This is a genomic window from Ensifer sp. Root954 (assembly GCF_001429005.1).
Classification (GTDB): Bacteria; Pseudomonadota; Alphaproteobacteria; order Rhizobiales; family Rhizobiaceae; genus Ensifer; species Ensifer adhaerens.
Genome location: NZ_LMJM01000023.1, coordinates 350064 through 373881 on the forward strand (window position 1 = coordinate 350064; position 23818 = coordinate 373881).

General features: G+C 63.2%; 27 protein-coding genes and 1 pseudogene. 14 read left to right on the forward strand and 14 right to left on the reverse strand.

Annotated features, from left to right (window positions below):
• The first annotated feature begins 154 nt into the window (after nucleotides 1-154).
• Together ASE71_RS15715 and ASE71_RS15720 are read left to right on the forward strand one after the other, a co-directional pair.
• Complete coding sequence (locus ASE71_RS15715) at nucleotides 155-1951, forward strand: GGDEF domain-containing protein (RefSeq protein ID WP_060516268.1); 1797 nt, start codon at nucleotides 155-157, stop codon at nucleotides 1949-1951.
• Between the two features lie 95 nt (nucleotides 1952-2046).
• Nucleotides 2047-3045, forward strand: coding sequence for an NAD(P)H-quinone oxidoreductase (locus ASE71_RS15720; RefSeq protein ID WP_060516267.1), 999 nt, complete (start codon nucleotides 2047-2049; stop codon nucleotides 3043-3045).
• Between the two features lie 12 nt (nucleotides 3046-3057).
• On the opposite strand, the gene ASE71_RS15725 is transcribed toward ASE71_RS15720, so the two are convergent.
• The 3 genes from ASE71_RS15725 to ASE71_RS15735 form a co-directional block, all read right to left on the reverse strand.
• Nucleotides 3058-3354, reverse strand: a complete 297-nt coding sequence (locus tag ASE71_RS15725) for a hypothetical protein (RefSeq protein ID WP_034789220.1) — start codon at nucleotides 3352-3354, stop codon at nucleotides 3058-3060.
• 10 nt (nucleotides 3355-3364) lie between these two features.
• A complete protein-coding gene (locus ASE71_RS15730) occupies nucleotides 3365-3850 on the reverse strand; it encodes an NUDIX hydrolase (protein WP_060516266.1) in 486 nt (161 codons plus the stop codon).
• Nucleotides 3851-3939: 89 nt separating this feature from the next.
• Nucleotides 3940-4677 carry a DUF3750 domain-containing protein gene (locus ASE71_RS15735; RefSeq protein ID WP_060516265.1) on the reverse strand — a complete coding sequence of 246 codons (738 nt, stop codon included), beginning with the start codon at nucleotides 4675-4677 and terminating at the stop codon, nucleotides 3940-3942.
• Nucleotides 4678-4748: 71 nt separating this feature from the next.
• Here ASE71_RS15735 and ASE71_RS15740 point away from each other — a divergent pair, with 71 nt between their 5' ends.
• Complete coding sequence (locus tag ASE71_RS15740) at nucleotides 4749-5756, forward strand: asparaginase (protein WP_060516264.1); 1008 nt, start codon at nucleotides 4749-4751, stop codon at nucleotides 5754-5756.
• A gap of 63 nt (nucleotides 5757-5819) precedes the next feature.
• Here ASE71_RS15740 and ASE71_RS15745 read toward each other — a convergent pair whose 3' ends face one another.
• Nucleotides 5820-6572, reverse strand: a complete 753-nt coding sequence (locus tag ASE71_RS15745; protein WP_060516263.1) for a DeoR/GlpR family DNA-binding transcription regulator — start codon at nucleotides 6570-6572, stop codon at nucleotides 5820-5822.
• Nucleotides 6573-6664: 92 nt separating this feature from the next.
• Between ASE71_RS15745 and ASE71_RS15750 the strand changes: the two genes are divergently transcribed.
• A complete protein-coding gene (locus ASE71_RS15750) occupies nucleotides 6665-7036 on the forward strand; it encodes a hypothetical protein (RefSeq protein ID WP_060516262.1) in 372 nt (123 codons plus the stop codon).
• Between the two features lie 260 nt (nucleotides 7037-7296).
• Complete coding sequence (locus ASE71_RS15755; RefSeq protein WP_060516547.1) at nucleotides 7297-7917, forward strand: glutathione S-transferase family protein; 621 nt, start codon at nucleotides 7297-7299, stop codon at nucleotides 7915-7917.
• 17 nt (nucleotides 7918-7934) lie between these two features.
• Here ASE71_RS15755 and ASE71_RS15760 read toward each other — a convergent pair whose 3' ends face one another.
• Nucleotides 7935-8840: a bestrophin family protein gene (locus ASE71_RS15760; protein ID WP_060516261.1), complete on the reverse strand. Its 906-nt coding sequence runs from the start codon at nucleotides 8838-8840 to the stop codon at nucleotides 7935-7937.
• A gap of 170 nt (nucleotides 8841-9010) precedes the next feature.
• Here ASE71_RS15760 and ASE71_RS15765 point away from each other — a divergent pair, with 170 nt between their 5' ends.
• Entirely contained in the window at nucleotides 9011-9595 is a 585-nt protein-coding gene (locus ASE71_RS15765) for a dihydrofolate reductase family protein (protein WP_060516545.1), read from the forward strand.
• Here the strand turns inward: ASE71_RS15765 and ASE71_RS15770 are convergent.
• Nucleotides 9571-9951, reverse strand: a complete 381-nt coding sequence (locus ASE71_RS15770; protein ID WP_060516260.1) for an MmcQ/YjbR family DNA-binding protein — start codon at nucleotides 9949-9951, stop codon at nucleotides 9571-9573. The genes ASE71_RS15765 and ASE71_RS15770 overlap by 25 nt on opposite strands.
• 40 nt (nucleotides 9952-9991) lie before the next feature.
• Nucleotides 9992-10186 (reverse strand): hypothetical protein, encoded by a 195-nt coding sequence (locus ASE71_RS15775; protein ID WP_034789229.1) that lies wholly within the window; start codon nucleotides 10184-10186, stop codon nucleotides 9992-9994.
• An 89-nt stretch (nucleotides 10187-10275) separates the two neighbouring features.
• Here ASE71_RS15775 and ASE71_RS15780 point away from each other — a divergent pair, with 89 nt between their 5' ends.
• Nucleotides 10276-11214, forward strand: coding sequence for a LysR substrate-binding domain-containing protein (locus ASE71_RS15780; RefSeq protein WP_060516259.1), 939 nt, complete (start codon nucleotides 10276-10278; stop codon nucleotides 11212-11214).
• Nucleotides 11215-11242: 28 nt separating this feature from the next.
• On the opposite strand, the gene ASE71_RS15785 is transcribed toward ASE71_RS15780, so the two are convergent.
• Nucleotides 11243-11905, reverse strand: coding sequence for a glutathione S-transferase family protein (locus tag ASE71_RS15785; protein WP_060516258.1), 663 nt, complete (start codon nucleotides 11903-11905; stop codon nucleotides 11243-11245).
• 197 nt (nucleotides 11906-12102) lie between these two features.
• Between ASE71_RS15785 and ASE71_RS15790 the strand changes: the two genes are divergently transcribed.
• From ASE71_RS15790 to ASE71_RS15805, 4 genes are all read left to right on the forward strand, one after another.
• On the forward strand, nucleotides 12103-12471 hold the full coding sequence (locus ASE71_RS15790; RefSeq protein ID WP_060516257.1) for a hypothetical protein: 369 nt from the start codon (nucleotides 12103-12105) through the stop codon (nucleotides 12469-12471).
• Between the two features lie 124 nt (nucleotides 12472-12595).
• Nucleotides 12596-13966 carry a PepSY-associated TM helix domain-containing protein gene (locus tag ASE71_RS15795; protein ID WP_060516256.1) on the forward strand — a complete coding sequence of 457 codons (1371 nt, stop codon included), beginning with the start codon at nucleotides 12596-12598 and terminating at the stop codon, nucleotides 13964-13966.
• A gap of 174 nt (nucleotides 13967-14140) precedes the next feature.
• Nucleotides 14141-16474 (forward strand): putative bifunctional diguanylate cyclase/phosphodiesterase, encoded by a 2334-nt coding sequence (locus ASE71_RS15800; RefSeq protein ID WP_060516255.1) that lies wholly within the window; start codon nucleotides 14141-14143, stop codon nucleotides 16472-16474.
• Between the two features lie 139 nt (nucleotides 16475-16613).
• The gene (locus ASE71_RS15805; protein ID WP_034789236.1) at nucleotides 16614-17402 is read left to right on the forward strand and encodes a L,D-transpeptidase family protein; all 789 of its coding nucleotides are present in this window, start codon (nucleotides 16614-16616) and stop codon (nucleotides 17400-17402) included.
• A 74-nt stretch (nucleotides 17403-17476) separates the two neighbouring features.
• Here ASE71_RS15805 and ASE71_RS15810 read toward each other — a convergent pair whose 3' ends face one another.
• Nucleotides 17477-17953: a MarR family winged helix-turn-helix transcriptional regulator gene (locus tag ASE71_RS15810; protein ID WP_060516254.1), complete on the reverse strand. Its 477-nt coding sequence runs from the start codon at nucleotides 17951-17953 to the stop codon at nucleotides 17477-17479.
• 116 nt (nucleotides 17954-18069) lie between these two features.
• On the opposite strand from ASE71_RS15810, the gene ASE71_RS15815 reads away from it, so the two are divergent.
• The gene (locus ASE71_RS15815; protein ID WP_043610962.1) at nucleotides 18070-18492 is read left to right on the forward strand and encodes an organic hydroperoxide resistance protein; all 423 of its coding nucleotides are present in this window, start codon (nucleotides 18070-18072) and stop codon (nucleotides 18490-18492) included.
• Nucleotides 18493-18581: 89 nt separating this feature from the next.
• Here the strand turns inward: ASE71_RS15815 and ASE71_RS15820 are convergent, their stop codons facing one another.
• Nucleotides 18582-18869: a DUF1236 domain-containing protein gene (locus tag ASE71_RS15820; RefSeq protein ID WP_060516253.1), complete on the reverse strand. Its 288-nt coding sequence runs from the start codon at nucleotides 18867-18869 to the stop codon at nucleotides 18582-18584.
• Nucleotides 18870-19007: 138 nt separating this feature from the next.
• Between ASE71_RS15820 and ASE71_RS15825 the strand changes: the two genes are divergently transcribed.
• Nucleotides 19008-19265: a hypothetical protein gene (locus tag ASE71_RS15825; protein WP_060516252.1), complete on the forward strand. Its 258-nt coding sequence runs from the start codon at nucleotides 19008-19010 to the stop codon at nucleotides 19263-19265.
• Between the two features lie 58 nt (nucleotides 19266-19323).
• Here ASE71_RS15825 and ASE71_RS15830 read toward each other — a convergent pair.
• Together ASE71_RS15830 and ASE71_RS15835 are read right to left on the reverse strand one after the other, a co-directional pair.
• Nucleotides 19324-19525: pseudogene (locus ASE71_RS15830) on the reverse strand (PhnA domain-containing protein).
• An 80-nt stretch (nucleotides 19526-19605) separates the two neighbouring features.
• On the reverse strand, nucleotides 19606-21180 hold the full coding sequence (locus tag ASE71_RS15835) for a helicase HerA-like C-terminal domain-containing protein (protein ID WP_060516251.1): 1575 nt from the start codon (nucleotides 21178-21180) through the stop codon (nucleotides 19606-19608).
• A 250-nt stretch (nucleotides 21181-21430) separates the two neighbouring features.
• Between ASE71_RS15835 and ASE71_RS15840 the strand changes: the two genes are divergently transcribed.
• A complete protein-coding gene (locus ASE71_RS15840) occupies nucleotides 21431-21823 on the forward strand; it encodes a hypothetical protein (RefSeq protein WP_060516250.1) in 393 nt (130 codons plus the stop codon).
• A 75-nt stretch (nucleotides 21824-21898) separates the two neighbouring features.
• Here ASE71_RS15840 and ASE71_RS15845 read toward each other — a convergent pair whose 3' ends face one another.
• Nucleotides 21899-23101: a CynX/NimT family MFS transporter gene (locus ASE71_RS15845; RefSeq protein WP_060516249.1), complete on the reverse strand. Its 1203-nt coding sequence runs from the start codon at nucleotides 23099-23101 to the stop codon at nucleotides 21899-21901.
• A complete protein-coding gene (gene wrbA / locus ASE71_RS15850) occupies nucleotides 23101-23733 on the reverse strand; it encodes an NAD(P)H:quinone oxidoreductase (protein ID WP_060516541.1) in 633 nt (210 codons plus the stop codon). The genes ASE71_RS15845 and wrbA overlap by 1 nt, the downstream gene beginning before the upstream one ends.
• Nucleotides 23734-23818 lie beyond the last annotated feature (85 nt).

The following is a 23818-nucleotide window of genomic DNA, read 5'->3' on the forward strand; positions in this document are numbered from 1 at the left end:
CTACTGATTTCATTAGAGTGTTTGCATCTGATTGACGCAGTTGCGGCTGTCACATAGCTTTCATCAAAGCTTCATAATGGGGAAAGACTTCGTTGACGCTTGCTGGCCATGCTGCCGGCGTTCGACCGTCCGTCCCATATTTCTGGAGCCCGGCATGTCCGCCGCCCCCGCCGAAATTCTCTCGTTGCGCCGGTTTGGCGACGACCAGATCGTAACGCTCGCCAAGTTGGTGATCGAAACCGCCTTCCAGCCGATCGCAGAAGCGGCGACCGGCACCGTCTTCGGCTACGAATCCCTGATGCGCGGCTTTCAGAAACTTGGCTTTGCCTCGCCGCTGGAGCTGCTCGACAAGGCGGAAGAAGAAGGGCAGCTGCTGGCGCTCGAACACATGATCAACAGCCGCGCCGTCGCCGGCTTTGCAACGCTGCCCGATCATTCCGCCCGCACGCTGTTCCTCAACTTCGACTCACGCCTCGTTGGCGGTGAAGGCGACATCGTCGAACGCCTCGTCAACCACTTGAAGCGCGCCAATATCGCCCCGTCGTCACTCTGTTTCGAGCTTTCCGAGCGCTTCGATGGCGGCAAGATGCCGGATTTCTCGGCCCTCGTGCGTGATCTCCGGCTTGCCGGTTTCAAGCTGGCGATTGACGATTTCGGCGCCGGCTTCAACGGGCTGAAGCTGCTCTGCGACCAGCCGGTCGACTATGTGAAGATCGACAGACACTTCGTCTCGGGCATCGAGGCCGATGCCCGCAAGCGCCATCTCGTCCGCCACACGGTCAACACCGCCCATGTGCTCGGCACGCGGGTGATTGCCGAAGGCGTGGAGACGGAGGCGGAGTTTCTGACCTGTCGCGACCTCGGTTGCGATCTGGTGCAGGGTTATTACGTCGCCCGGCCGACGACGCATCTGAGCGAACTTCTGCCTGCCTATCCGCATCTCGACCAGAGCGTCGCCAGCCGGCGGTCCTCGTCGACGCTGGACGGCATCCTGATCCGCAAGCAGATCGAGCAACTGCCGACCGTTCGCGAAAGTGACGAACTCGATTCCGTCTTCGATCTCTTCCGGCGCAATCCGCGCCAGGGATTCTTCCCAGTCCTGAACGCCAATGGCGAGCCGCGCGGCATCCTGCACGAGTATCACGTCAAGGAGTTGATCTATCACCCTTTCGGCCGCGATCTCCTGAAGAACCGGATCTACCAGCGGCGGATTTCGCACTTCGCCAGCCCGGCGCCGATCGCCGATCTCGACACGCCAGCGGATGAAATGCTGAAGATCTTCGCCGGAATGGACGGCAGCGATTGCCTGATCCTGACGGAGAACATGCGCTACGCCGGCACGCTCTCGGCCTCGTCGCTTTTGAAGATTATCAACGAAAAACAATTGAAGATGGCGCAGGAGCAGAATCCGCTGACGGGTCTGCCCGGCAACCGCGCCATCCGCGACTATGTCCAGGACGCGATCCTCGACGGCGATCATGCGCGTTACTTCTGCTATTGCGATTTCGACGACTTCAAGCCCTTCAACGATACCTACGGTTTCCAGAAGGGCGATCTCGCGATCACGCTCTTTGCCGCCCTGCTGCGCCGCCATTTCATCGGCGAGGAGAAATTCCTCGGTCATGTCGGCGGCGACGACTTCTTCGTCGGTGTCAACGGCTGTTCGGTCGAGGAGCTGGAAGCGGTGCTGAACCGCCTGCTCGACGATTTCCGCTCCGACGTAGGCCAGCTCTATTCGCCGGAGCATCAGGCGGAGGGCCGCATCAGCGGCTACGGCCGTGACGGCTCGGCGAAGGATTTTCCGCTGATGCGCTGCTCGATTGCCGTCCTGGGGCTGCCCGAAGGCTTTGTTTTCTCCGACGCCCAGGCCGTCAGCGCCCGCATCGCCGAGATCAAGTCGCGCGCCAAGGCGAGCGATACCGGTCTTGTCATGGATGCACTCGGCGGCTGAGCTTCGCTTTCGACGACCGGTCGTTCGACAATCAGCCTTTTCGCCTCGCGTTTCCGGCGCTACCTATGCGCCTTGAGAATTCGCGAGGTAGTGCCATGTCTCTTCCATTGGAAATGCAATTCGTCGACCTTCCAGCCCCGGGCGGGCCTGAGAACATGGTGCTCGCGAAGGGGCCGTTGCCAGAGCTCAAGCCGGGCGACATCCTCGTTCGGGTGGAGGCGGCGGGCATCAACCGTCCCGACGTTTTGCAGCGCAAGGGCGACTATCCGCCACCGCCGGGCGCAAGCCCGATCCTCGGCCTGGAAGTGGCGGGCGAAGTCGTGGCGCTCGGCGAGGGGGCTCAAGGCTTCCGGATCGGCGACAAGGTCTGCGCGCTCGCCAATGGCGGCGGCTATGCGGAATATACGGCGGTGCCCGCGACCCAGGCGCTCGCCTGGCCTAGGGGTTATGACGCCGTGAAGGCGGCCGCCCTGCCGGAAACCTTCTTCACCGTCTGGGCCAATGTCTTCGATATGGCCGGGCTGAAAGCGGGCGAAACCATCCTCATCCATGGCGGCTCCAGCGGCATCGGCACGACGGCGATCCAGCTCGCCAAGGCCTTCGGCGCCGAGGTCTTCGTCACTGCCGGCAGCACCGAGAAATGCCGCGCCTGCGAAGCGCTCGGCGCCAAGCGGGCGATCAACTATCGCGACGAGGACTTCAAGACGGTCGTTCTCGAAGAGACCGGCGGGCGTGGCGTCGATGTCATTCTCGACATGGTCGGCGGCCGCTATTTCGACCGCAACATCGGTTCGCTCGCCAAGGACGGCCGTCTGTCGATCATCGCCTTCCTCGGCGGCGCCAAGGTTGAAGGGGCGAACATCGCGCCGATCCTGACCAAGCGGCTGCATGTCATGGGCTCGGCCTTACGTCCGCGCACGGCGGCGGAAAAGCAGGCGATCCGCGACGGTCTGGTTGAGAAGGTCTGGCCGCTGCTGGAAACGGGCAAGGTCGCGCCGGTCATCCATTCCGTCCTGCCTTTCAGCGCGGTCGCCGACGGCCATCGCCAGATGGAGCAGGGCGACCATGTCGGCAAGATCATCATGTCCCTGTGATCGGAACGATCGTCAGGCCTGTGATCGGCGGCGAAGAGGAAAACGATCTTCGACCATCGTCGCCCTTGTAATCGCTGATGGATCGCTTACCTTCAAATCATCAGCAACGAACAGAAAGGAAGGTGGTCCAATGTCTAATGAGATTTCGGTCTTGGTGAAGGGCATGGAAGAGGTGAAGGTGTCGAGGCAGCCCTCGGCATAATCCCCGCCTTCCTTCGGGTCTGAAAGCCCGGGCCAGTCATACGGCCAAAACTCATGGAAGGGTCGCCTCGCGCGGCCCTTTTCCATTTTTAGCACTTGGCTCAGCATCAAGCCTCGCCTAACCGGCCGATCCGACCGGCGCCGTTTCCTGGATCAGCAGCCAAGGGTTCGGTTCGTTGTCGACGAACTCGTCCCGGATATGCTTCAGCACTTTCCTTTGCCCGGCAAAGGGCACCATGCGGAGCGCTTCGTCAAAGCTCACCCAGCGAAACGCGCTGTGTTCGGCATTGAGCCGGACCGTGGCGCCCTTGGCTGCAAAGCCGACGAAGACGGGCAGCAGGCTGATGGCATTGCAGTCGGCCTCGTAAAACTGCTCGCAGATGTCGGCGGAATAGAAACGGTCGGGCCGCAGGCCCGTTTCCTCCTCGACTTCGCGCAGGCCCGCCTGCCAGGCCGTTTCATTCGCTTCGATCGCGCCGGCGACTTGGCACCAGGTTCCCGCAAGTGTTCCGGTGCGCTTGAGAAGGAGAACCTCGAAGGTGCTCCCAGCCGGGCGGAGAACGACAACCGAAACAGCAAAGCTCCTGATCGGTATTTCATGCATGCGGGCGCGTCCTCCTGATTCGACCGGCGCACCATGCAATGCAAACCACCGGCGCTCAACCTAAGCGATGGCCCGTCAAGCCTGGACCATCATATGCCGATGCGTCCGATCGCCGGAACCTTGATGCCGGGATTGGCGAAGTCGAAACCGGCGACAAGGCCGAAGAAATGCAGCTCGAGGCCGCTGCGAACACCCGCCGAGATACCGGCCAGGCCATAGAACGTCGCGTGCAGGTCGCGCCCGTCGGCATCGATCTGGAACAGCTTTCCCTCCGGCAGATAGTCGCGGCCGACTGCGTCCGGCGGTAGCACGGCGCCGAGTTCCGGTACGGTTCGCAGCACGTGGGCGACGAAGGTGTTGGAGTTCGGGCCGGGCCAGATCCGGTAGCCGCCAGGCGAAGCGTAAGGGTAGCTGGCGATCGCCGCCTCGATCTTCGGGATCAGCCGCGTGGCGTCAGCGCCGGTCACCGAGACGACCAGCCGCGGCTCATTCGAGTACCAGCGTGCATCCGCCGGATAGCCGTTCTTGCGGATCGGTTTGCCCCAGCCGACCTTGTCGTAGCGATCGTAAGTGGCAGCGCCCTCATTCTTGGTCACGATCCAGGCGTGGCTCGCGACAGCACCCTTCATGCCGCCCGTGGTCGCCGAGAACACGTAGATCGCCGCGTCTGCGCTTTCCGTTGCCTTCGGCAGGATCCCGGCTGAGGACCAATCGGCGTCGCGCCAGCTTTGCGGCCGGTCCTGCATGTACCACCAGCCGGCCGAGGCCAACGCCGGCAGCAGGTAGATGACGAGAAAAGCAGCGGCCAGCCTGCGGGCGAATTTCATGAAAACTCCGTTTCTTGCCGGTAAAATCCTGCTAAATGCACGGAGCAATTTCGGATATTTGAGGGCAAGGCATGTCAAATCCCGTTCTCGTCGAAGTTACCCGCGGAAACCTCGTCGAAAGCCGCCACCGCGGCGTGGTCATTGCCGTCGACGGCGACGGCCGGACCGTCTTCTCGCTGGGCGAAACCGACAGCGCCGTCTTCCCGCGCTCGGCCTGCAAGGCGATGCAGGCGCTGCCGCTGATGGAAAGCGGCGCGGCCGACGCCTTCGGCTTCGGCAACCGGGAACTGGCGCTTGCCTGTTCGTCCCATTCCGGTGAGCCGGAACATGTGGAACTGGCCGCCAAGATGCTGGCCGCCGCCGGCCGCGATGTCTCGGCGCTCGAATGCGGCGCCCATTGGTCGTCCGACCAGAAGACCCTGATCGGCCAGGCCCGCAGCCTGGAAGCGGCGACGGCGCTGCACAACAATTGCTCCGGCAAACATTCCGGCTTCATCTGTGCCTGCTGCCATTCGGGCACGGAGGTGAAGGGTTATGTCGGCTACGACCATCCGCTGCAGCGCGAAATCCGCGGCGCTATGGAAAGCCTGACGGGCGCGATCCTTGCCAAGGACAATTGCGGCGTCGACGGCTGCTCGATCCCGACCTATGCGGTGCCGCTGAAGGGGCTCGCACACGGTTTCGCGAAGATGGCGACCGGCGTCGGCCTTGAAGCCGAGCGCGCCCGCGTCTCGCGGCGGCTGATCGAGGCCTGCATGGCCGAGCCCTTTTTCGTTGCTGGCACCAAGCGCGCCTGCACGCGGCTGATGAAGACGGCGCCCGGCCGCATCTTTGCCAAGACCGGGGCGGAAGGTGTGTTCTGCGCCGCCATTCCGGAAAAAGGCATCGCGATCGCTTTGAAGTGCGAAGATGGTACGACCCGGGCTGCCGAAGCCATCGTCGCGGCAACGCTTGCCCGCTTCTTCAGGGACGAGCCCGAGCTGCACGCGGCGCTGATGGCGCAGGCCAACCATTCCATGCACAACTGGAACGGCATCCATGTCGGCGACGTCCGAGTGACCGACGCTTTCGCCGCCTGAACTGTGGCGGGCCGTCTCGGCCCGCTCACTTTCCCGACGTTCCGCTGTCGGCGCAGTGCGCCATCAAGCGCCGATGATCGCAATGTCCGTGCCGTCATAAGGGGCGAGCATGTCGTCGCTGATCTCGTTGGGAACGATGAAGCCCGAGAGCTCAGGGATCGCGGCCACGTGGTGCGGCGAGACCGCATCGAATTTTTCCACCGTTGCGAGCACGTAGGTTTCCGCGACCTGGCCGAGGATCGCCCGCTTGACGGCCGCCTCCTCGAAGTCGCCGGTTGAAACACCGTGGGCCGGGTGAATGGCGGTGACGCCGAGGAAGAACAGGTCGGCTCGGATGCCGGCAATCGCCGCAAGCGCTGCTGCTCCCGTCGCGACCATCGAATGCTTGTAGAGCCGCCCGCCGATCAGGATAACCTCCGCTTCGTGGCGCTCGAGTTCGGCGGCGATCGTCGGGCTGTGGGTGACGACGGTCAGCCGCATGTCGCGCGGCAGCGCCCGGGCAATCTCTGCATTGCTCGTGCCGCCATCGAGAAAGATTGTCTGACCGGCTTCGATCATCGCAGCCGCCTTTTGTCCGAGCCGGCGTTTGACGTCGCCGGCGATCTCCTGACGCGCCGCAAAGTTGGGCAGCGGCGGCACCAGAGGCAGCGCGCCGCCGTGCACGCGCTTCAGCAGTCCCTCCGCCGCCATTTCGCGCAGATCGCGCCGGATCGTGTCCTCGGACAGGTTCAACTCGTCAGCCATGCGCTTGGCGACGACCTCGCCATCTCGCGCCAGCCGCGCCGAAATCAAAGCCCGCCTCTGTATCGTCAGCATGAAATGTCTCCTTGACTCTTCACGATATTGCACGAAATATCACGATTATTCCAGAATAATCTGGATCGTTCATAGCATCTCGGGAGAGAAAAATGCTGATCTTGATCGCAGGCCCCTATCGTTCGGGAACCGGGGACGACCCGGCGAAAATGGCCGCCAACCTGAAGCGGCTGGAAGAGCCGTCCTATGCGCTGTTCAAGGCAGGCCACGTGCCGATGATCGGCGAGTGGGTGGCGCTGCCGGTCTGGCATGCGGCTGGCGGCGCGCGGATCGGCGACGATCTCTATGAGGAGATTTTTCATCCTGTGGCGGGCCGGTTGCTGGCGCTTTGCGAGGCCGTTCTGCGCCTGCCGGGCGACAGCAAGGGGGCCGATAACGACGTGCGCATTGCCCGCGAGCGCGGCATTCCCGTCTATTATCGCCTGGAGGACGTACCCGGCTGCAGCGAGCCGCTGGTCGCGTGAACGTGCAGGCCCGGCAGTTGTAGCCTGCCGGGCACCCCTAACCGACGGCGGACGGCAGCGATCTGTGGCGCCTTGCCACTTCTGCTTGTCAATTGGGGTGACTTCCTTTCTTCTGCAGCCGGTCTTTGCTTTGGAGCGACACGGCAGGAAGCGTGCGGTTCTCCGCGCGCATGCCGCTTCTATCCATGGAATTGACAGAGCCGGTTCGGTCCATCGACATCACGTCAACCGGTCCGCATGATCGCAGAGGAGAGCTCAAAGTGTTGAAACTGTTCTACGCCCCCGCAACCTGTTCACTGGCTTCGCATATCGCGCTGGAAGAAGCGGGCGCCGAATACGAGGCGCGCCGTGTCGATTTTTCGACAGCCGAGCAGACCAAGCCCGACTATCTCGCGGTGAACCCGAAGGCGCGGGTCCCAGCGCTCGTGACCGACAGGGGCGTCATCACCGAAACGCCGGCGATCCTGACCTACATCGCGCAGGCCTTTTCAGCTGCGAAGCTCGCTCCGGCGAACGACGCCTTCGCCTTCGCGCAGTTGCAGTCGTTTCTGAATTACCTCTGCTCGACGGTGCATATTGCCCACGCCCATGGCCGCCGTGGCGCACGCTGGGCCGACGATCCGGCCGCGCATGAGGCGATGAAGGCCAAGGTCGCCTCCAACATGACCGCCTGCTACGAACTGATCGAAAGCAAGATGTTCGAAGGGCCGTTCGTTTTTGGCGACAGCTATTCGATCGCCGATCCCTATCTCTTCACCGTCGCCGGCTGGATCGAGCCGGACGGTGTGGATCCCGCGCGCTTCCCAAAAATCGTCGATCACCGCAACCGCATGACCGCACGTCCAGCCGTCGCCCGGGTGCTGGCGATGCTGAAGGTCTGACGCCTCGGCAGTTGCGGCTACATCAGGATGTAGTTCTTCGGCTGCGGCAGAGGCGGAAGGTTGGTCTCGCCCAGCGCTTCGCGCAGGTTGATTTCGATGGTCTCGGCAAGCGCAACGATCGGCAAGTCGTTCGGCAACACGCCGAACGGCTCCTCCAGCTCGTCGCCGAGCGCGTCGAGGCCGAAGAAGGTGTATGCGACAAGCGCGGTGACGAAGGGCGTCGCCCAGCCGAGCGCATCGGCAAAGCCGAAGGGCAGCAGAAAGCAGAAGAGATAGGCGGTGCGGTGCAGGAGCAGCGTATAGCCGAACGGCACGGGGGTGTTGCGGATCCGCTCGCAGGCCGCAAGCATGGCCGACATCTTGCCGAGCGTGCCATCCAGCTGCGCCCACTGAAAGTCGCTGATCGTGCCGGTTCCGTGCAGTCCGGCGAGAATGCCGCCCATTTCGCGCAGAAGAAAGTCCGGTCCGTTGCGGCTTGCCTTGTAGCCGGCAACGAGATCTGTCGGCAGCCGCGCTAGCGGTCTACCGACATCGCTTCCCGGCCGCAGATGGCAGACCAGCGCGTGGCCAAAGGCGATCGTGATGTCGAGCAGGCGCTGCCGCTCGGTTCCGGCAAGGATCAGCGTCTGGCGGGCGAGGTCGCGTGCGGTGAAGATCAACTGTCCCCAGTCCTTCCGCGCCTCCCACCAGCGGTCGTAGCAGGCATTGTTGCGGAAGCCGAGAAACACGGAGAGCGCGATGCCGAGCAACGCGAAGGGGCCGCTGCTGACGCTCGGCACCAGGCCGGGATCGACGCGGTGCGCCCAGACGACGAAAGCGGAGAGCGCAAAGACGAACAGCACTTGCGGAAAAATCCGCTGGATGACCGAACCCCGGAGGATGAAGAAGAGTTTCAAAAGGGTGGGGCGGTTGCGAACGATCATGGAAATACCTGTCCGGCTGTTCGCTTAACCGGTATAGGCGCCGGCTTGGAAATGGAAGAGCCGTCCGTTCGGCGAAGTCCCCGCGTAGCCAGGATTATTTTGCCTGGGATGTCGGGCTTCCCGTCTGCCGCGCGTCCTTGGCGTGTAACGCCAACAGGGAGACAATGACGATGCGCAAGGTGGTTGCAGGCATGCAGATGTCCATCGACGGTCTGATCGACGGGCCGGATGGCTATACGGACTGGGTCGATTCCTGGTCGGATACGTTCGACCTCCTGCCCGAGATCGACGCCTGCGTCCTGGGGAACGGCATGTATTCGGGCTACGAGCAGTATTGGAGCGCGATCAAGCGCGACCCGCATGCGCCGCTGGAGTTCACCGGCCAGTTGCCGACGCCCGAAGAAATCGAATATGCGGACTTTGCGCTTGGCACGCCGCATTATGTCCTCTCGAAAACCTGTTCCGACGTCGAATGGGAAAACGCCAGGATCGTGCGCGACGTCTCCGAAATCGAGACGCTCAGGCAGGCGCCGGGCCGCACTATCTATGTCGTCGGCGGCGCGCGCACGGTGTCGAGCCTGATGGACCACGGCCTGATCGCCGAACTGCGTCTCACCATCCACCCGCTCGTGGTCGGCAAGGGCAAGGCGCTGTTCGACACCGTGGCGGAGCGCCATCATGTGCAGCTCGATAACGTGAAGCGACTGGATGGTGGCAAGGTCTGCCTGGTCTACAAGGTCGGCGGCGGAGCCTGACCTGGCTCGAGGAAGCTCGCGGCGAGCCGCCTTGGCGCCTTCTCGCGCCAGGCGGCAACCAGCCGCCCGGTTAGGCTTTGGTTGTCGATTTCCGAAAGCCGCACCAGCATAGCGGGCCAGCCCTTGTAGTGATCCGTTTGAAAGTAGAGCCCCGGGTCGAGCTCCAGCAGCATTTCCTTTTCTTCGAGCGCGCACATGACGACCAGCGTCTCGCCATCCTTCATGCGCACAAAACTCTTGTCTTTCACCAGCAGCGCCGGCGTACCGTAGGACGTGCCGATCGTCACTTCGGGCAGGCCTGCGGCCTCCGCCAGCCTGACGACACGGATGAAGTTGCGCTCGAGATCGTCGCTCATCCGGCCAGCATATCATAGTGCAGCTTCAAAGCCGCAGGTCCTAGAGGCGGCTGCCGGTGCACTCCGCCGTGCGTGGCCACGGCCAGCCCGGGAAGGGCAGGTCACCGAGTTCGCGCCCATCCATCCGTTCGAGATCCGGATGCTGCAGCGGATCGCGCGCCCAGGCGAGCGGCGCATCGTCCTTTCGGTCGTCGGATGTTTTGAGCGGCGTCAGTTTCGAGAGAAGCCTAAACATGGCGGACCATCCTTTCGATGCTTGGATGATCCGCCTGTCCTGTCACCTTTTCAATTGAGAATGGCAGAGATCGTGTTTAGAAAAACTATATGAGAGATCTGAACACGGTACATTTGAACGGGCTGCGCGCCGTCGAGGCTGCCGGCAGGCTGGGATCGCTGGCCGCCGCGGCGGACGAATTGGGCGTGACCCCTGGCGCCGTCAGCCAGCAGATTGCCAAGGCGGAGGCCCAGCTCGGCCGCGTGTTGTTCGAGCGCACCCCGCGCGGCCTCGTGCCCACCGATTTCGGCGAGCGCTTCCTCGCGCGCATCAGCAACGCCTTTCACGAGCTGGCAGAGGCCGTGGCTTCAGCGCGCCGCCGCGACGAGTCGGTGCTGACCATCTCGGTCGCGCCGGTCTTTGCCGCCCGCTGGCTGGTCTATCGGCTCAACCGTTTTGCCGAACGGCATCCCGACATTCGCCTGCGCATCGACGCGACGACAAAGCTCGTCAATCTCGACACGTCGGATGTGGATGTCGGCATTCGCGTTGGTACGGGCGAGTGGCCGGGCGTGAAATCCGAGCCGCTGTTGCAGCAGGAGGTTTTTCCGGTCTGTTCGCCGGCCATGGCCGAAGGGCTTCGGAAGCCTGCAGATATTCTAAAACTGCCCGCTGTTATCGACGGCCATTCGATGTTCAGCTGGGAGGTGTGGCTCCGCGAAGTCGGGCTCTCGGGCGCGGAAGTGAACGTGCGCCACACCTTCAATGAGGCGTCGCTGGTGCTCGATGCCGCGATCTCCGGCCAGGGGGTGATGCTCGCCTGGCAGACACTCGCCGGCTTTGCAATCGCGCAGGGCAGCCTTGTGGTACCGTTCGGCATCCGGGTGCCGACGGGCTTCGGCCACTACTTCGTCAGCGCGCCGTCACGGCGCGAAAGCAAGGCCGCCAAGGCGTTCAAGCGCTGGGTTCGTGATGAGGTGGAGGAGGGCATGCGCCTGCTCGACATCAAGGCGCCGCGCGTTCGCTTCGACGCGGCGACCATGGGCTGATCGGAGGGAGGCCCCCCTTATTGACCGCTCAGTCCGCCAGTTCTTTCAGGCGTTCTTCCATCATCGCCTTGAAGGCCGGGCGGGCATGGCAACGGGCAAGCCAGGCCGAAACCCGCGGATGCTTGTCGAACAGCTGCGTCTGGCTCATGGCGTAGCGGAAGACCTCCGCAAGATTGAGGTCGGCGACGGTGAAGCGATCGCCGACGAGATAGTCGCGTCCGTCGAGGTGGCTTTCCATGCGGGCAAAGACCTTGTCGAGCGACGTCACGCATCTGGCGATCATCGCCTTGCCTTCATCCGTGTTCTCGGCGCCGCAGTCGTAGGTCAGGATGATCTCTACGGTGTGCGGCTCGACCTCGGTCGCCGCCCACATCGTCCAGTTGCCGATCAAGCCTTCCTCGGCGATATCGGCAGGCGCCAGTGGGCCGCCATACTTGCGCGCGAGATAGAGATTGTTGGCAAGCGATTCCGTCAGCACCACGCCATCATCCTCGATCGCCGGGATCAGCCCCATCGGATTGACGGCGAGGAAGGCGAGCGACTTGGTGTTGATCGGCGCATCAGCAGCCAACGGATCGGCGACGCGGCGTGCCTGGATGACCGGTACCGATTGGAAAGGGATGCCGAGTTCTCGCGCCATCCAGTAATTGCGCGATGCGCGCGAGCGATAAACCCCATAGATCGTCAGCATGCCGTGTTCCTCCCGTCCTGCGTTGTCGCCTGTCTTAGGCAAGCATCGGGAGTGACGGAAGCGGGCGGCGCTGATAGCACACATGAAATCTTTTGATGGTCCGTGCGGCGCTTTGCCGACTTGCGTTTGCGGTCGCAGATCTTTAGCTGTCACCCGTCGATTTGGGGATGCATTTGGCAGGGCTTTTAGGGGATCGGTTGACGAACTTGGCGGCGCGCATGCTTTGCGCGCTGGTTCTCGTCGTTTCGGCCTTGATCCAGCAACCGGCCGCCGCCATGCCGCGGTCGCCGGATGCTATCGCCTACGTCCTCCCGGATGGCAGCCTTGCCGATCTTTGCCTCTCTGTCCACGACGATCCCGATGGAAAAGGTGGCACGAAGGGCCACGGCTGCCAGTCCTGCTGCCTGGTTGCGCCCGCCGACCTACCGGCGCCTTACCCGATCGTCTTGCCGTCGCAAGCCCGCGCGCGCCCGCTTTCCGTTCCAGCTGGCGATTTCGGTTTCGTTCGCTCGGTGCTCTTAACCGGAGCAGGGCCAAGGGCGCCACCAACGGTTTTCTCCGCCTGATACGCGCTTGAACGACAGCTGATTGGCCTTGGGGCGTCCATCTTCGACGCGCATTGCCGTGATCGGCGGTCGTCCCGATCACCAAGAGGCGAAGCCGTGCAAACGGTCCTTCCCGGAGAAAACCATGACAACCGCATCCTTCACCAATGCCGTGGACAGCCCCGCGGCCACAGAGCGCGGCATCTCGCTCTACCGTGCCATCTGGCGCTGGCACTTCTTTGCCGGCCTGCTCGTCATCCCCTTCATGATCAGCCTGGCGCTGACCGGGGGGCTTTATCTGTTCAACGACGAGATCGACGATACCGTCTTTGCCTACCGCAACGTCGTGCCAGTGGGCGCCGAACGGATGTCGCCCTCGGCGATCGTCGCGACGGCGGTGGAGTCCGTGCCGGGCAGCGCTGCCGTCTCCTATCGCACGCCGGCCGGCGCGGATCGCTCCGCACGCGTCACCGTCGGCATCGGCAAGGCGCGCATGCTGGTCTTCGTCGATCCCTACACCGGCGCGATCCTCGACCGGGTCGCGCCATCGGAGGAGTTCAACCAGGTGGTTGAGGACCTGCACAGCCTCGACTATTTCGGCAAGTCGGTCGAAACAATCATCGAGATCGTTGCGGGCTTTGCCATCCTGTTGGTTTTCACCGGCATCTATCTCTGGTGGCCGCGCCAGCAGACCGGCGGTGTGTTGACCGTGCGCGGCACGCCGGCACGCCGGGTGTTCTGGCGCGATCTCCATGCGGTGACCGGTATCGGCGCCGGCCTGCTGATCGTCTTTCTTGCCTTCTCCGGGCTTCTGTGGTCCGGCTATTGGGGTGCAACGGTCAACGGCAAGCTGACGGCGATGGGGCTCGGCTATCCGGCAGCGCTTTGGGATGAGGTCCCGACCTCCAGCAAGGTGTCGACCGACGTGTTGCCCAGGGCCAATTGGCTGATGGAAAACGCGCCGGTTCCGGCGTCCAGCGGTGGCGCGGGCGAGCCGGTCGGGATCGATCGCGCCGTCGCGATCGCGGATGCTGAGGGCATGCTGCCCGGCTACGAGCTCGCGATCCCGCTCGACGAGACTGCCGTCTATACGGCCGCCATCTTTCCCGCCGACCTTGCGCGGGAGCGCACGATCCATATCGATCAATATTCCGGCAAGCCGCTCGTCGACATTTCCTTTGGCGATTACCCGGCGTTCGGCAAGGCCATCGAATGGAGCATCAACGTGCACAAGGGGCAGGAATGGGGGCGCGTCAACCAGCTCCTGATGCTGGCCGCCTGCATTTCTATCGTGCTCGTTTCCCTTTCCGCCGTCATCATGTGGTGGAAGCGGCGCCCGGCGGGACGCATCGGCGTGCCCCCGATGCCGCCGCGGCGCAGCGTCTATGTGGGCTTGTGGCTCATGGCCATTGTCTTCGGGCTGGCGTTTCCGTTGACGGGCATCGCGATCGTCGTCATGGTGATCGTCGATCAATTGCTGATGCGCGTTGCACCGGTACGTCGGCGGTTGTCCTGAGCGGACATTAAGGGGTGGCGTCGTCCACCCCTTCTATCGCCTCTTGCAACTTGACCGTTGCAACCTCTACACGATTTTTCTACAGTTCTTTAGGAAGAGCTAACTCTTGCTCGTCTAACGTGAAGTGGGGAAAGATCGACCAGCGACGCGGCGAAGAGCGTCGGGAGGCCTTGCTTGGCGAAGAACACGTCCCGCAATCCGCGATATGCCGCTCTCAATGCCGGCGGCAACGCGGAAACGCGCCGCCTGATCGACGCCAGCAATCGGCTGGCCGAGGAGGTCGCGCGCATCTTTCCGAGCGAACCCGATATCGCCGATCGCCACTACTGGTTGGAGACGATCATCAACCATGTGCCGGACTACATCTACGCCAAGGATGTGGAGGGGCGGTTCCTGATCGCCAATCAGGTGACGGTTGCCGACAACGGGCTCGAAGCCATGAAGGATATCGTCGGCAAGACCGATTTCGATCTCCATCCGCCGCAGATGGCCAAGGCGATTGCCGACATCGAGCGTCGCGTCATCGAAACCGGCGAGCCGATCTTCGGCATCGAGGAACGGGCCATCGTCAGCAAGGGCCGCGATCGCTGGCTGATGACCTCCAAGGTGCCGCTGCGCAACAAGAGCGGCAAGATCGTCGGCATCGTCGGCGTTTCGCGTGACATCTCCGACCGCAAGGCGGCCGAGCGGCTGCTCGAAGGGCAGGCGCGCCTGCTTGAGATGATCGCCAACGGCCGGCCGCTCGACGCCTTCTTCCGCGACATGATCCTGTTGATCGAAGCCTTGATGCCGGGCATCAAGGGCTCGGTGCTGCTGCTGTCGCCCGATGGCCGCTATCTCTTCCACGGCGCTGCGCCAAGCCTCGACGAGGCCTATTGTGCGACCATCCACGGCGTCGAGATCGGCCCGCGCATGGGCTCCTGCGGCACGGCCGCCTGGCGCGGCGAGCAGGTGATCGTCTCGGATATTCAGGTCGATCCGCTCTGGGACGATTATCGCGAGCTGGTGCTTCCCTACGGCTTCCGCTCCTGTTGGTCGACCCCGATCCATTCGCGTGAGCGCAAGGTGCTCGGCACCTTCGCGCTCTATTCAGATGTCGTCGGCGTGCCCGACGACGGACAAAAGGAACTGATCGCCATGGCGGCGCATCTCGCCGGCATCGCGATCGAGCGCAAGCAGGCGGAAGATCGCATCAGCTTCATGGCGCACCACGACGCGCTGACCGGTCTGCCCAACCGCGCACAGTTCGAGGAACAGGTCGCCGAGGCGCTGGAAGCCCTGCGCGGCAGCGGCCAGTGGGCGGTGCTCGCCTTCCTCGATCTCGACAATTTCAAGCTGGTCAACGATACGCTCGGCCACGCCGCCGGCGACGAACTCTTGAAGGTCACGGCCTCGCGCATGCGCGCTTCGGTGCGCAAGTCCGACATGGTCGTGCGGGTCGGCGGCGATGAATTCATCCTGCTTTTGAACGGGCTTCCCTGCGAGCGCGATATCGTGCTGGCTCGGCTCGAGGATATCCGGCGAGCGATCGCCGCGCCGATGCAGATCGAGGGCCGCAGCCTGCAGGTCACCTGCAGCATGGGGGTCGCCTGTTTTCCCAATCAGGGCAAGACGGTCGGCGAACTGCTCGCCAATGCCGACATGGCGATGTACCGGGCCAAGGAGCTCGGCCGCAACAACCTGCAGGTCTTCACCGAAGAGATGGCCGCCAAGGCGCATGAGAAGCTCAAGCAGCAGGAGGAGCTGCGCCAGGCGCTCGCGCGGCAAGAGTTCTTCCTGCAGTTCCAGCCGCAGATGAATCTGGCGACTGGCCGCGTTTTCGCGGCCGAAGCCTTGCTGCGCTGGCGCCACCCCGAACGCGGCACGGTCTCGCCGGCGGCGTTCATTCCGCTCGCCGAAGAAACCGGGCTGATCGTGCCGATCGGCGACTGGGTGCTGCGCGCGGCCTGCCGCCAGGCCAGGGCCTGGCAGGATGCCGGCCTGCCGCCGCTGATCATCAGTGTCAACGTTTCGGCGCGCCAGTTCCGTGAGCGCAACTGGGCCGCCCATGTCGCGGCAATTCTCGCAGAGACCGGGCTTGACCCGTTCTGCCTCGAACTGGAACTGACCGAGAGCCTGATCATGCAGGATGTCCCTGGCGCGATCGCCACCATGCACGAGCTGCAGGCGATCGGGGTGCACCTGGCGATCGATGATTTCGGCACCGGCTATTCGAGCTTGAGCGCGCTCAAGCGCTTCCCGGTGCGCCGACTGAAGATCGACCGGTCCTTCGTCGCCGACATTCCGACGGATCTCGACGACAACGCGATCACCGCCGCGATCATTTCGCTTGCGCGGAACCTCGGCCTTCGTGTCATTGCCGAGGGTGTGGAAAACCAGGCCCAGGTGGAATTCCTGCGCCAGAGCGGTTGCGACGAAATTCAGGGCTACTTCTTCAGCCGGCCGCTCTCGGCTCCGGATTTCGAGGCGCTGATGCTGCAGCCGCGGTTCAGTATCCACAGCGTTTGAGCCCTGCCACCCTCTCGACGCAAGCTTCGTTCCAGCCGTAAATGCAAGCATCGCCCCAATCCGTGGGGGCTGTGCGTAGCATTTCGTTAAGCAAATTCATGCAGCACTCCTCATGCCGCACTCAAGCCCCCAGAGTTCGATGTCCTCTTCAGTCCTTTTCTCCCGTCGCCAGTTTCTTCGCTCGTCCGGCGTGGCGCTCGCCTCCGCCGGTCTTGCGAGCTGCACTTCGTCGATGAACACGGATGTCTTTCGCTATGAGACGGCGCCGGTGTTCCGCAATCCAGCGGTCGAGGGACGGTTTACCGATCCGCGCGCCGAAGGCATCTATGAAAGGCAGGATGGCCCAGGGCCAGTTCCAACCGGTCTTCCGCCGCAGGGCCTCTATGTCTCGGACATCTATGCCTCTGTAAGCGACAGTGGCTATCAGGTGCCGGAAATTCCCTATCGCCAGATCGACGCGCGCTTCTACCGCCAGGAGGTCAGCGATCCCTTCGGCGAGCAACCGGGCACGATCGTCGTCGATACCGGCGACCGCTACCTCTATCTGATCCAGCCGGGTGGCCGGGCGCTGCGTTACGGCGTCGGCCTCGGTCGCGAGGGTTTTGCCTGGTCGGGTCGCGGCGTCATCCAGTGGAAGCAGAAGTGGCCGCGCTGGACCCCGCCGGACAGCATGGTCGCCCGCCAGCCACAGCTAAAGCCTTATTCGGCCCAGAACGGCGGCATGGCCCCAGGCCTCAACAATCCGCTTGGTTCGCGCGCGCTCTACATCTTCCAGAACGGCCAGGACACGCTTTACCGTGTTCACGGCACGCCGGAATGGAAGTCGATCGGCAAGGCGGTCTCGTCGGGCTGCGTGCGCATGCTCAACCAGGATGTCATGGATCTCTACGATCGCGTCCGCGGCAAGGCGCCGATCCTCGTTATCTGATGACGGGCAGGGGCGGATATCCGCCCCTCACGTTTCTGCACAGCACCCACCGCGTCGAGCGGAAGGCGGGTCGGTCAATCCTCGCCGGGGCCAGCATTGAGCTGCCGCGTCAGCTGATGCAGCGTCTCGCGAATATCTTCTGCTTGCTTCAGGCTGCATCCCGAGGCCTTGCTGATGCCGATCAGGATGCCGAAAGCCTCGTTTTTCAGGTCCTGGCCCTTGTCCGTCAGCCGCACGATCACCTGACGTTCGTCGCTCGGGTCGCGCTGGCGACCGACATAACCAGCTGCCTCCAGGCGCTTGAGAAGCGGCGACAACGTGCCTGAGTCCAGACCGATCTCCTCGCCGATCCGCTTGACCGTCATCTCGTCCTGTTGCCAGAGCGCCAGGAGCACGAGATATTGGGGATAGGTGAGGCCGAAACGATCGAGCAGCGGCTTGTAGGCGCGATTGAATGCATGCGCCGCAGAGTAGACCGCAAAACACAGCTGCTTGCCGAGCGCGAGTGCTTCCTCGGGAATGGTGTCGCTATGTGCCGCCTTGTTCGCCATGCGTCATTGTCGCAAAAAGACGCTCGAAATGCAATTTGCAAAATTAATTTGCGTACAATTGAATCTTGCGCTATCTAAATCGCATTCACTCAGGAAACGCAAAGGAGACCCCGCCAATGCCCATTCTTTACCGCACCACTGCATCCGCAACCGGTGGCCGCGCTGGCCAGGCCAAAAGCGCCGACGGCGTGCTCGACGTCACGCTCACCGTTCCGAAGGAACTTGGCGGCGACGGCGCCCGCGGCACCAATCCCGAGCAGCTCTTTGCAGCCGGCTACTCGGCCTGCTTCCTCGGCGCGCTGAAATTCGTGGCCGGCAAGGAGAAGGTAAAGCTTCCGGAAGACACCACGGTGACTGGAACCGTCGGCATCGGTCCGCGCGAGGATGGCACCGGCTTCGGCATCGACGCTGCGCTCGAAATCTCTTCGCCGGGCGTCGACAAGGCCGTGCTCGAAGATCTCGTCCAGAAGGCGCATATCGTTTGCCCCTACAGCCATGCAACCAAGGGCAACATCGACGTCAAGCTGACCGTCGCCTGAGTTTCTCAGATTGAGTTCTCTCAGATCCCCTGTTGAAAGAAGCCCGGCGGTCTCCGTCGGGCTTCTTTTTTCAGGCATGTTGTGCCGGTCTACTGCAGAACCTCGATGACCCGCCTGCTCTGCGGATCAACCAGCACCCTTTGCTGGTTGACGACGACATAGCCGTAGGTCGGTTGCTGCGGGATCGGGTAGACCTCGACCGTGTCGGGCAGGGGGTCGCCCACGACGACAGTGCCGTCATAGGTCACGGATGGGCTGGTTTGCTGAAGGACGTAGGTTTTGACCTCGCCGGGAACGATGACTGTCGTGGTCTGAGCCAGGGCGACGCCGGAAAAGGCAAGGCTTGCCACAAAACCGGCTAGGATGATTTTCTTCATGACAGTACCTCCTGTCCCTAGCCAACGGTCCGGCGACCGATTGGTTCCCCTGCCGCGGCGCGGGAACCTATGCTTCGACTGGGAGATGCTGGAACCTATGCTCGGGCTGAGGAGTTGATGAGCAGGAGGTAAAATAGGATGATCGCCAGGCCGAAAACCAGAACCTGCGCGCTTGCGCAGCGAGAGCTCGAATGCGCGACCGCATTGCGCGAGGAGTTCCAACTGCTGACGGATCTCGCCGAGCGGGTAGGGTGGCATTGGGACGAGATCGCCTTGGCTCTGCTGGAGTTGACGGACGAATACGCCGCCACCCAGCGGGCCGCCGTTGCGGTGAGCGGGCGCCGCTTGAGCGCTTCACCCTCCCCAACACACGGCATTGACAAGACACGGCATTGATCGGCACGGCGGGCCGTCGAGTCTTTTCGCCGTGCCGTTCCGGCATCCCGCGCGGGCCTTAAGCCTTCTTCAGAAATTCGGTGCGCATCACCCGACCCTTGGTCTTTTCGACGCGGCACTCGACTTCATCGGGGGAGGATGCGCTTGACCATCGTCCCGCGCTTCAGCGTCGTCGCGGTTCCCTTGCCTTTCAGGTCTCTGATCAGGGTGACGTTGTCGCCGTCCTTGAGGATGGCGCCGATTGAATCCTTCACATCCATGCGGATGTTCCAGAAATGACGACGCGCCCTGATTTGGTCAGGGCGCGTGGGAATGGATGGGCCGCGTCGGCCGGTCTTGGTTAGCGTCGGCTAAGGCTGCCTAGGATGCCGCGCACCAGGGCGCGGCCGACCTGGGTCGCGACTGTGCGGGCGACCGATTTCATCGCCGCTTCGACGACCGTCTCGCGCTGGTAGCCGGAGCTGCGCGGGCGCGCCTGCTTGCCGGCCGGTGCCGCCTGATCGTCGTCGCCAAAGCCCGGCAGCGTCCAGCGGCTGCCGCCGGTGCTCGCCTCGCTCGTCTGCTGCTCGGCCTGAGACTGTGCCTCGGCCTGTGCGTCGGCTGCCTTTTTGGCGCGCGCTGCCAGAATTTCGTAGGCCGATTCACGGTCGAAATCCTCATCGTAAAGCTCACGGACCGGGCTGACGTCCATGACCTTCTTCCGTTCGGCCTCCGTCAGGGGACCGACGCGGGACTGTGGCGGTCGCACCAGCGTACGCTCGACCATCGAGGGCGCGCCCTTGCCTTCGAGCGTGGAGACCAGAGCCTCGCCGGTGCCGAGATTGGTGATCACCGTGGCGCAGTCGAAATCCGGGTTCGGGCGGAAGGTGTCGGCGGCGGTCTTCACCGCCTTCTGGTCGCGCGGCGTATAGGCGCGCAGCGCGTGCTGAACGCGGTTTCCGAGCTGACCGAGAACCGTGTCGGGCACGTCGAGCGGGTTCTGGGTGACGAAATAGACGCCAACGCCCTTGGAGCGGATGAGGCGCACGACCTGTTCAACGCGCTCGATCAGCGCCTTCGGCGCGTCGTTGAAGAGCAGATGCGCCTCGTCGAAGAAGAAGACCAGCTTCGGCTTGTCCGGGTCGCCCACTTCCGGCAGCTCCTCGAACAGTTCCGACAGCAGCCAGAGCAGGAAGGTGGCGTAGAGCCGCGGGTTCATCATCAGCTTGTCGGCCGCCAGCACCGAGATCGCGCCGCGGCCGTCATTGGTGGTGCGCATGATGTCGGAAATCTTCAGCGCCGGCTCGCCGAAGAAATGTTCGGCGCCCTGCTGTTCGAGGATCAGCAGCTCGCGCTGAAGCGAGCCGACCGAGGACTTGGAAATGAAACCGAACTGATTGGAAAGCGTGCTGGCATTGTCGCCCATGTAGTTGAGCAGCGCCTGCAGATCCTTGAGGTCGAGCAGCGGCAGTCCGCCCTCATCGGCGATCTTGAAGGCGATGTTGAGCACGCCTTCCTGCGCGTCGGTCGCGTTCATAAGCCGCGACAGGAGCAGCGGGCCCATCTCCGACATTGTGGTGCGAACGCGATGGCCCTTCTCGCCGTAGATATCCCAGAAGATGACCGGGAATTCCTGAAACTCGTAAGGATTGGTCGGCAGGCCGATCTGTTCGGCACGCTTCAGGATGAAATCCTTGGCCTCGCCGATCGCGCCGATGCCGGAGAGGTCGCCCTTGACGTCGGCGCAGAAGACCGGGACGCCAGCGTTGGAAAAGCCTTCGGCAAGCACCTGCAGGGTGATCGTCTTGCCGGTGCCGGTGGCGCCGGTGACCAGGCCGTGGCGATTGCCGAACTTGAGCTCCAGATACTCGCCCTTGTTGATCGAATCATCAGGCTTGCGGCTGGTGCCGATAAAGAGCTTGCCTTCTTCCAACATGTGGGCTTCATCTCCGTTTCATCAATGAAAGCGGGCGGTTCGCAGTGTCGCAGGGGCGCGCCGTCATCGAAATGTGCCTGGATTTCTGTTATAGGTGGTGCGGTTGCGCCCGGCAACAAGGCTGTGCCCATCCGCAACCGGAATGCGGCGATATCGACGGGTCGATAGTCACGGCTCACGGCTTGTCATTTGGTGGGCGATCATTTACCTTGACGTCAACGTCAAAAATCCAAAATGAGGGAGTTTCTCCATGAATGAACTGGTCACGCGCGTTGCTGAAAATGTCGGCATCGAGCCGGCAACCGCCGAAAAGGCTGTCGGCATGATCCTCGGCTTCCTGCAGCGCGAAGCCGCCGACGGTCCGGTTGCCCAGATGATTGAAGCGATCCCGGGCGCGTCCGAACTGATCGCTCAGTACAACGGCGAAGGCACGGGCGGCGGCGGCCTGCTCGGCGGTCTGATGTCGGCAATCGGTGGTGGCGGCGTCATGGCGCTCGGCCAGCAGCTGATGAGCCAGGGCCTCGGCATGGGTGAAATCACCGGACTTGCAAAGGAAACCATCGCGTTCGCCAAGGAGAGGGCCGGCGCAGACGTGGTCGACGAAGTCGTCGCTTCGGTTCCGGGTCTCAGCCAGTTCGTCTGATACCGGCGACCCGAACGTAAAAAAGCGAAGCCCACCGGCGTCTGCCGGTGGGTTTTTTGTTGCCTGCGGCCCCTGTCAGCGTTCCGGCCTGCTTTCCCGTAGCGTCCGTTCGAGTGTGGGCGTCAGCGCGATGCAAAGAACGGCACTGGCGCCGATAAAAGCCGCACCCGATGTCCATCCGTAGAACTCGATCGCGGTTCCGACCGCGACGGGGCCGACGAGTTGCCCGAGATTGCTGCCCTGCATCAGCAGGCCCATCGCCATCGGCGCAAGCGCCGGACGTGGCGACAGGAGCGGCACCGATGAGATCAGCGTCGCCGGAATGAGCCCGCCGATCGCGGAAAACAGGAGGCAGAGCGCCAGGATCAGATGTCCGCCTGAAGGGCTCAGGAAGATCCAAAGGCCGGACACGCCGGTCAGCAACGCGGCGCTTGCGACCAGCCTGCCGCGGGCGAAGCCGCGGGACAGAAGATGGCCGGCGGCCAGATTGCCGAAGACGTTCACCAGCGTGATGACGGCGCTCAACAGGCCAACGGTTCCAAGCGAGACCTGCAGGCGCTCGATCAGCAGGATCGGCAGAAAGCTGGAAAGCGTGAAGCTCATCAGGCTGTAGAGCGAAAACAGCGCGAAGAGCAGCACGGGCCCGCGGCTCGTCAGCGTTTCCGCGGCATCATCCCGGAAGCGGGTGGCGACACGGGGCGTTTGCCGGGATGGCGACACGGCCAGGAAAATGGAGGCGAGGCTCGCAAGCGTGAGCAGCCCGTTGCTCCACCAGATCGCCTGCCAACCGGTAAAGGCGGGCCCCGTCAGCATGGCGATCGCCATGCCCGCGGGCATGAAACAGCTCCAGAGGGCAAAGACGAGGTCGCGGCGCTCCTGCGTCACCAGACGCATGAGGATGGCGGGACCGGCGACGACGACAAGCAGAAAGCCGAAGCCCTCGATGATGCGCGACAGCAGAAGCAGCGTGAATGCTGGGCTCGCCGCGCCGGCAAAGGAACCGAACGCCAGCAGCGCCATGCCGATGCCAAGCAGGCGCCGGTCGCCGACAGCTGTGACGAACGCGCCGGCTGCCATGCCCCCGACGACGCCAACGACTGCGAAGACGGAGGTGATCCAGCCGAGGGCAGAAAGGTTGAGCCCAAGATCGGATTGAAGCAGCGGGCCTGCAATCAGCCCCTTGCCCACCTGCATCGCCGCGACCACGCCGGCCGCAACAACGGTCATCACGCCCGACCAATCGGTTCTTTCGCGAACAAAGGCTGCGGCCGTGGCCATCAGGCGATCTCCCCAACGCGGGTGCGTCCGGCAACCAGCGCTGCCGCCAGTTCCGCCACGTGGCGCCCCTGGAAGCGTGCGCCATCCAGTTCGTTGGCGCTCGGCTGCCGGTCGCCGCCGTTGCCGTCATCGGCCAGCGTCGAGGCGCCATAGGGTGATCCGCCGGTGATTTCGTCCATGCGCATCTGGCCTTTGAAGCTGTAGGGAAGGCCGGTGATCACCATTCCGAGATGCAGCAGTACGGTATGCGTGGCGAGTATCGTCGATTCCTGGCCGCCATGCTGGCTTCCGGTCGAGGTAAAAACGCTGCCGATACGCCCGACCAGGGCATCGCGCGCCCAGATCCCACCCGCCTGGTCGAGAAAGTTCTTCATCTGGGCAGCCATGTTGCCGAAGCGTGTCGGCGTGCCGATGATGATCGCGTCATAGTCGGGCAGTTCGGCGACGGTTGCCACCGGCGCATCGTGGTTGCGCTTGTAGCCGGCCTTGACGGCCACGGCTTCCGGGACGATTTCCGGCACGCGCTTGAGCGCGACGGTGGCGCCGGCGGTGCGCGCACCCTCGGCGACGGCCTTCGCCATGGTCTCGATGTGGCCGTAGGAGGAATAGTAGAGCACGAGCACCTTGGTCATTTCGGTTTCCTTTTTGTGGGCGGCATTGCCGTTCACAGAAAAGATGGGTGCTTTTCTCGATCTCTTGGAGTGATATAATTTTCAT

Coding starts and splice junctions, on each gene's coding strand:
- ASE71_RS15715 (WP_060516268.1), top strand. CDS start 155: ATGTCCGCCGCCCCCGCCGAAATTCTCTCGTTGCGCCGGTTTGGCGAC.
- ASE71_RS15720 (WP_060516267.1), top strand. CDS start 2,047: ATGTCTCTTCCATTGGAAATGCAATTCGTCGACCTTCCAGCCCCGGGC.
- ASE71_RS15725 (WP_034789220.1), bottom strand. CDS start 3,354: ATGCTGAGCCAAGTGCTAAAAATGGAAAAGGGCCGCGCGAGGCGACCC.
- ASE71_RS15730 (WP_060516266.1), bottom strand. CDS start 3,850: ATGCATGAAATACCGATCAGGAGCTTTGCTGTTTCGGTTGTCGTTCTC.
- ASE71_RS15735 (WP_060516265.1), bottom strand. CDS start 4,677: ATGAAATTCGCCCGCAGGCTGGCCGCTGCTTTTCTCGTCATCTACCTG.
- ASE71_RS15740 (WP_060516264.1), top strand. CDS start 4,749: ATGTCAAATCCCGTTCTCGTCGAAGTTACCCGCGGAAACCTCGTCGAA.
- ASE71_RS15745 (WP_060516263.1), bottom strand. CDS start 6,572: ATGCTGACGATACAGAGGCGGGCTTTGATTTCGGCGCGGCTGGCGCGA.
- ASE71_RS15750 (WP_060516262.1), top strand. CDS start 6,665: ATGCTGATCTTGATCGCAGGCCCCTATCGTTCGGGAACCGGGGACGAC.
- ASE71_RS15760 (WP_060516261.1), bottom strand. CDS start 8,840: ATGATCGTTCGCAACCGCCCCACCCTTTTGAAACTCTTCTTCATCCTC.
- ASE71_RS15765 (WP_060516545.1), top strand. CDS start 9,011: ATGCGCAAGGTGGTTGCAGGCATGCAGATGTCCATCGACGGTCTGATC.
- ASE71_RS15770 (WP_060516260.1), bottom strand. CDS start 9,951: ATGAGCGACGATCTCGAGCGCAACTTCATCCGTGTCGTCAGGCTGGCG.
- ASE71_RS15775 (WP_034789229.1), bottom strand. CDS start 10,186: ATGTTTAGGCTTCTCTCGAAACTGACGCCGCTCAAAACATCCGACGAC.
- ASE71_RS15780 (WP_060516259.1), top strand. CDS start 10,276: ATGAGAGATCTGAACACGGTACATTTGAACGGGCTGCGCGCCGTCGAG.
- ASE71_RS15785 (WP_060516258.1), bottom strand. CDS start 11,905: ATGCTGACGATCTATGGGGTTTATCGCTCGCGCGCATCGCGCAATTAC.
- ASE71_RS15795 (WP_060516256.1), top strand. CDS start 12,596: ATGACAACCGCATCCTTCACCAATGCCGTGGACAGCCCCGCGGCCACA.
- ASE71_RS15805 (WP_034789236.1), top strand. CDS start 16,614: ATGTCCTCTTCAGTCCTTTTCTCCCGTCGCCAGTTTCTTCGCTCGTCC.
- ASE71_RS15810 (WP_060516254.1), bottom strand. CDS start 17,953: ATGGCGAACAAGGCGGCACATAGCGACACCATTCCCGAGGAAGCACTC.
- ASE71_RS15815 (WP_043610962.1), top strand. CDS start 18,070: ATGCCCATTCTTTACCGCACCACTGCATCCGCAACCGGTGGCCGCGCT.
- ASE71_RS15820 (WP_060516253.1), bottom strand. CDS start 18,869: ATGAAGAAAATCATCCTAGCCGGTTTTGTGGCAAGCCTTGCCTTTTCC.
- ASE71_RS15825 (WP_060516252.1), top strand. CDS start 19,008: ATGATCGCCAGGCCGAAAACCAGAACCTGCGCGCTTGCGCAGCGAGAG.
- ASE71_RS15835 (WP_060516251.1), bottom strand. CDS start 21,180: ATGTTGGAAGAAGGCAAGCTCTTTATCGGCACCAGCCGCAAGCCTGAT.
- ASE71_RS15840 (WP_060516250.1), top strand. CDS start 21,431: ATGAATGAACTGGTCACGCGCGTTGCTGAAAATGTCGGCATCGAGCCG.
- ASE71_RS15845 (WP_060516249.1), bottom strand. CDS start 23,101: ATGGCCACGGCCGCAGCCTTTGTTCGCGAAAGAACCGATTGGTCGGGC.
- wrbA (WP_060516541.1), bottom strand. CDS start 23,733: ATGACCAAGGTGCTCGTGCTCTACTATTCCTCCTACGGCCACATCGAG.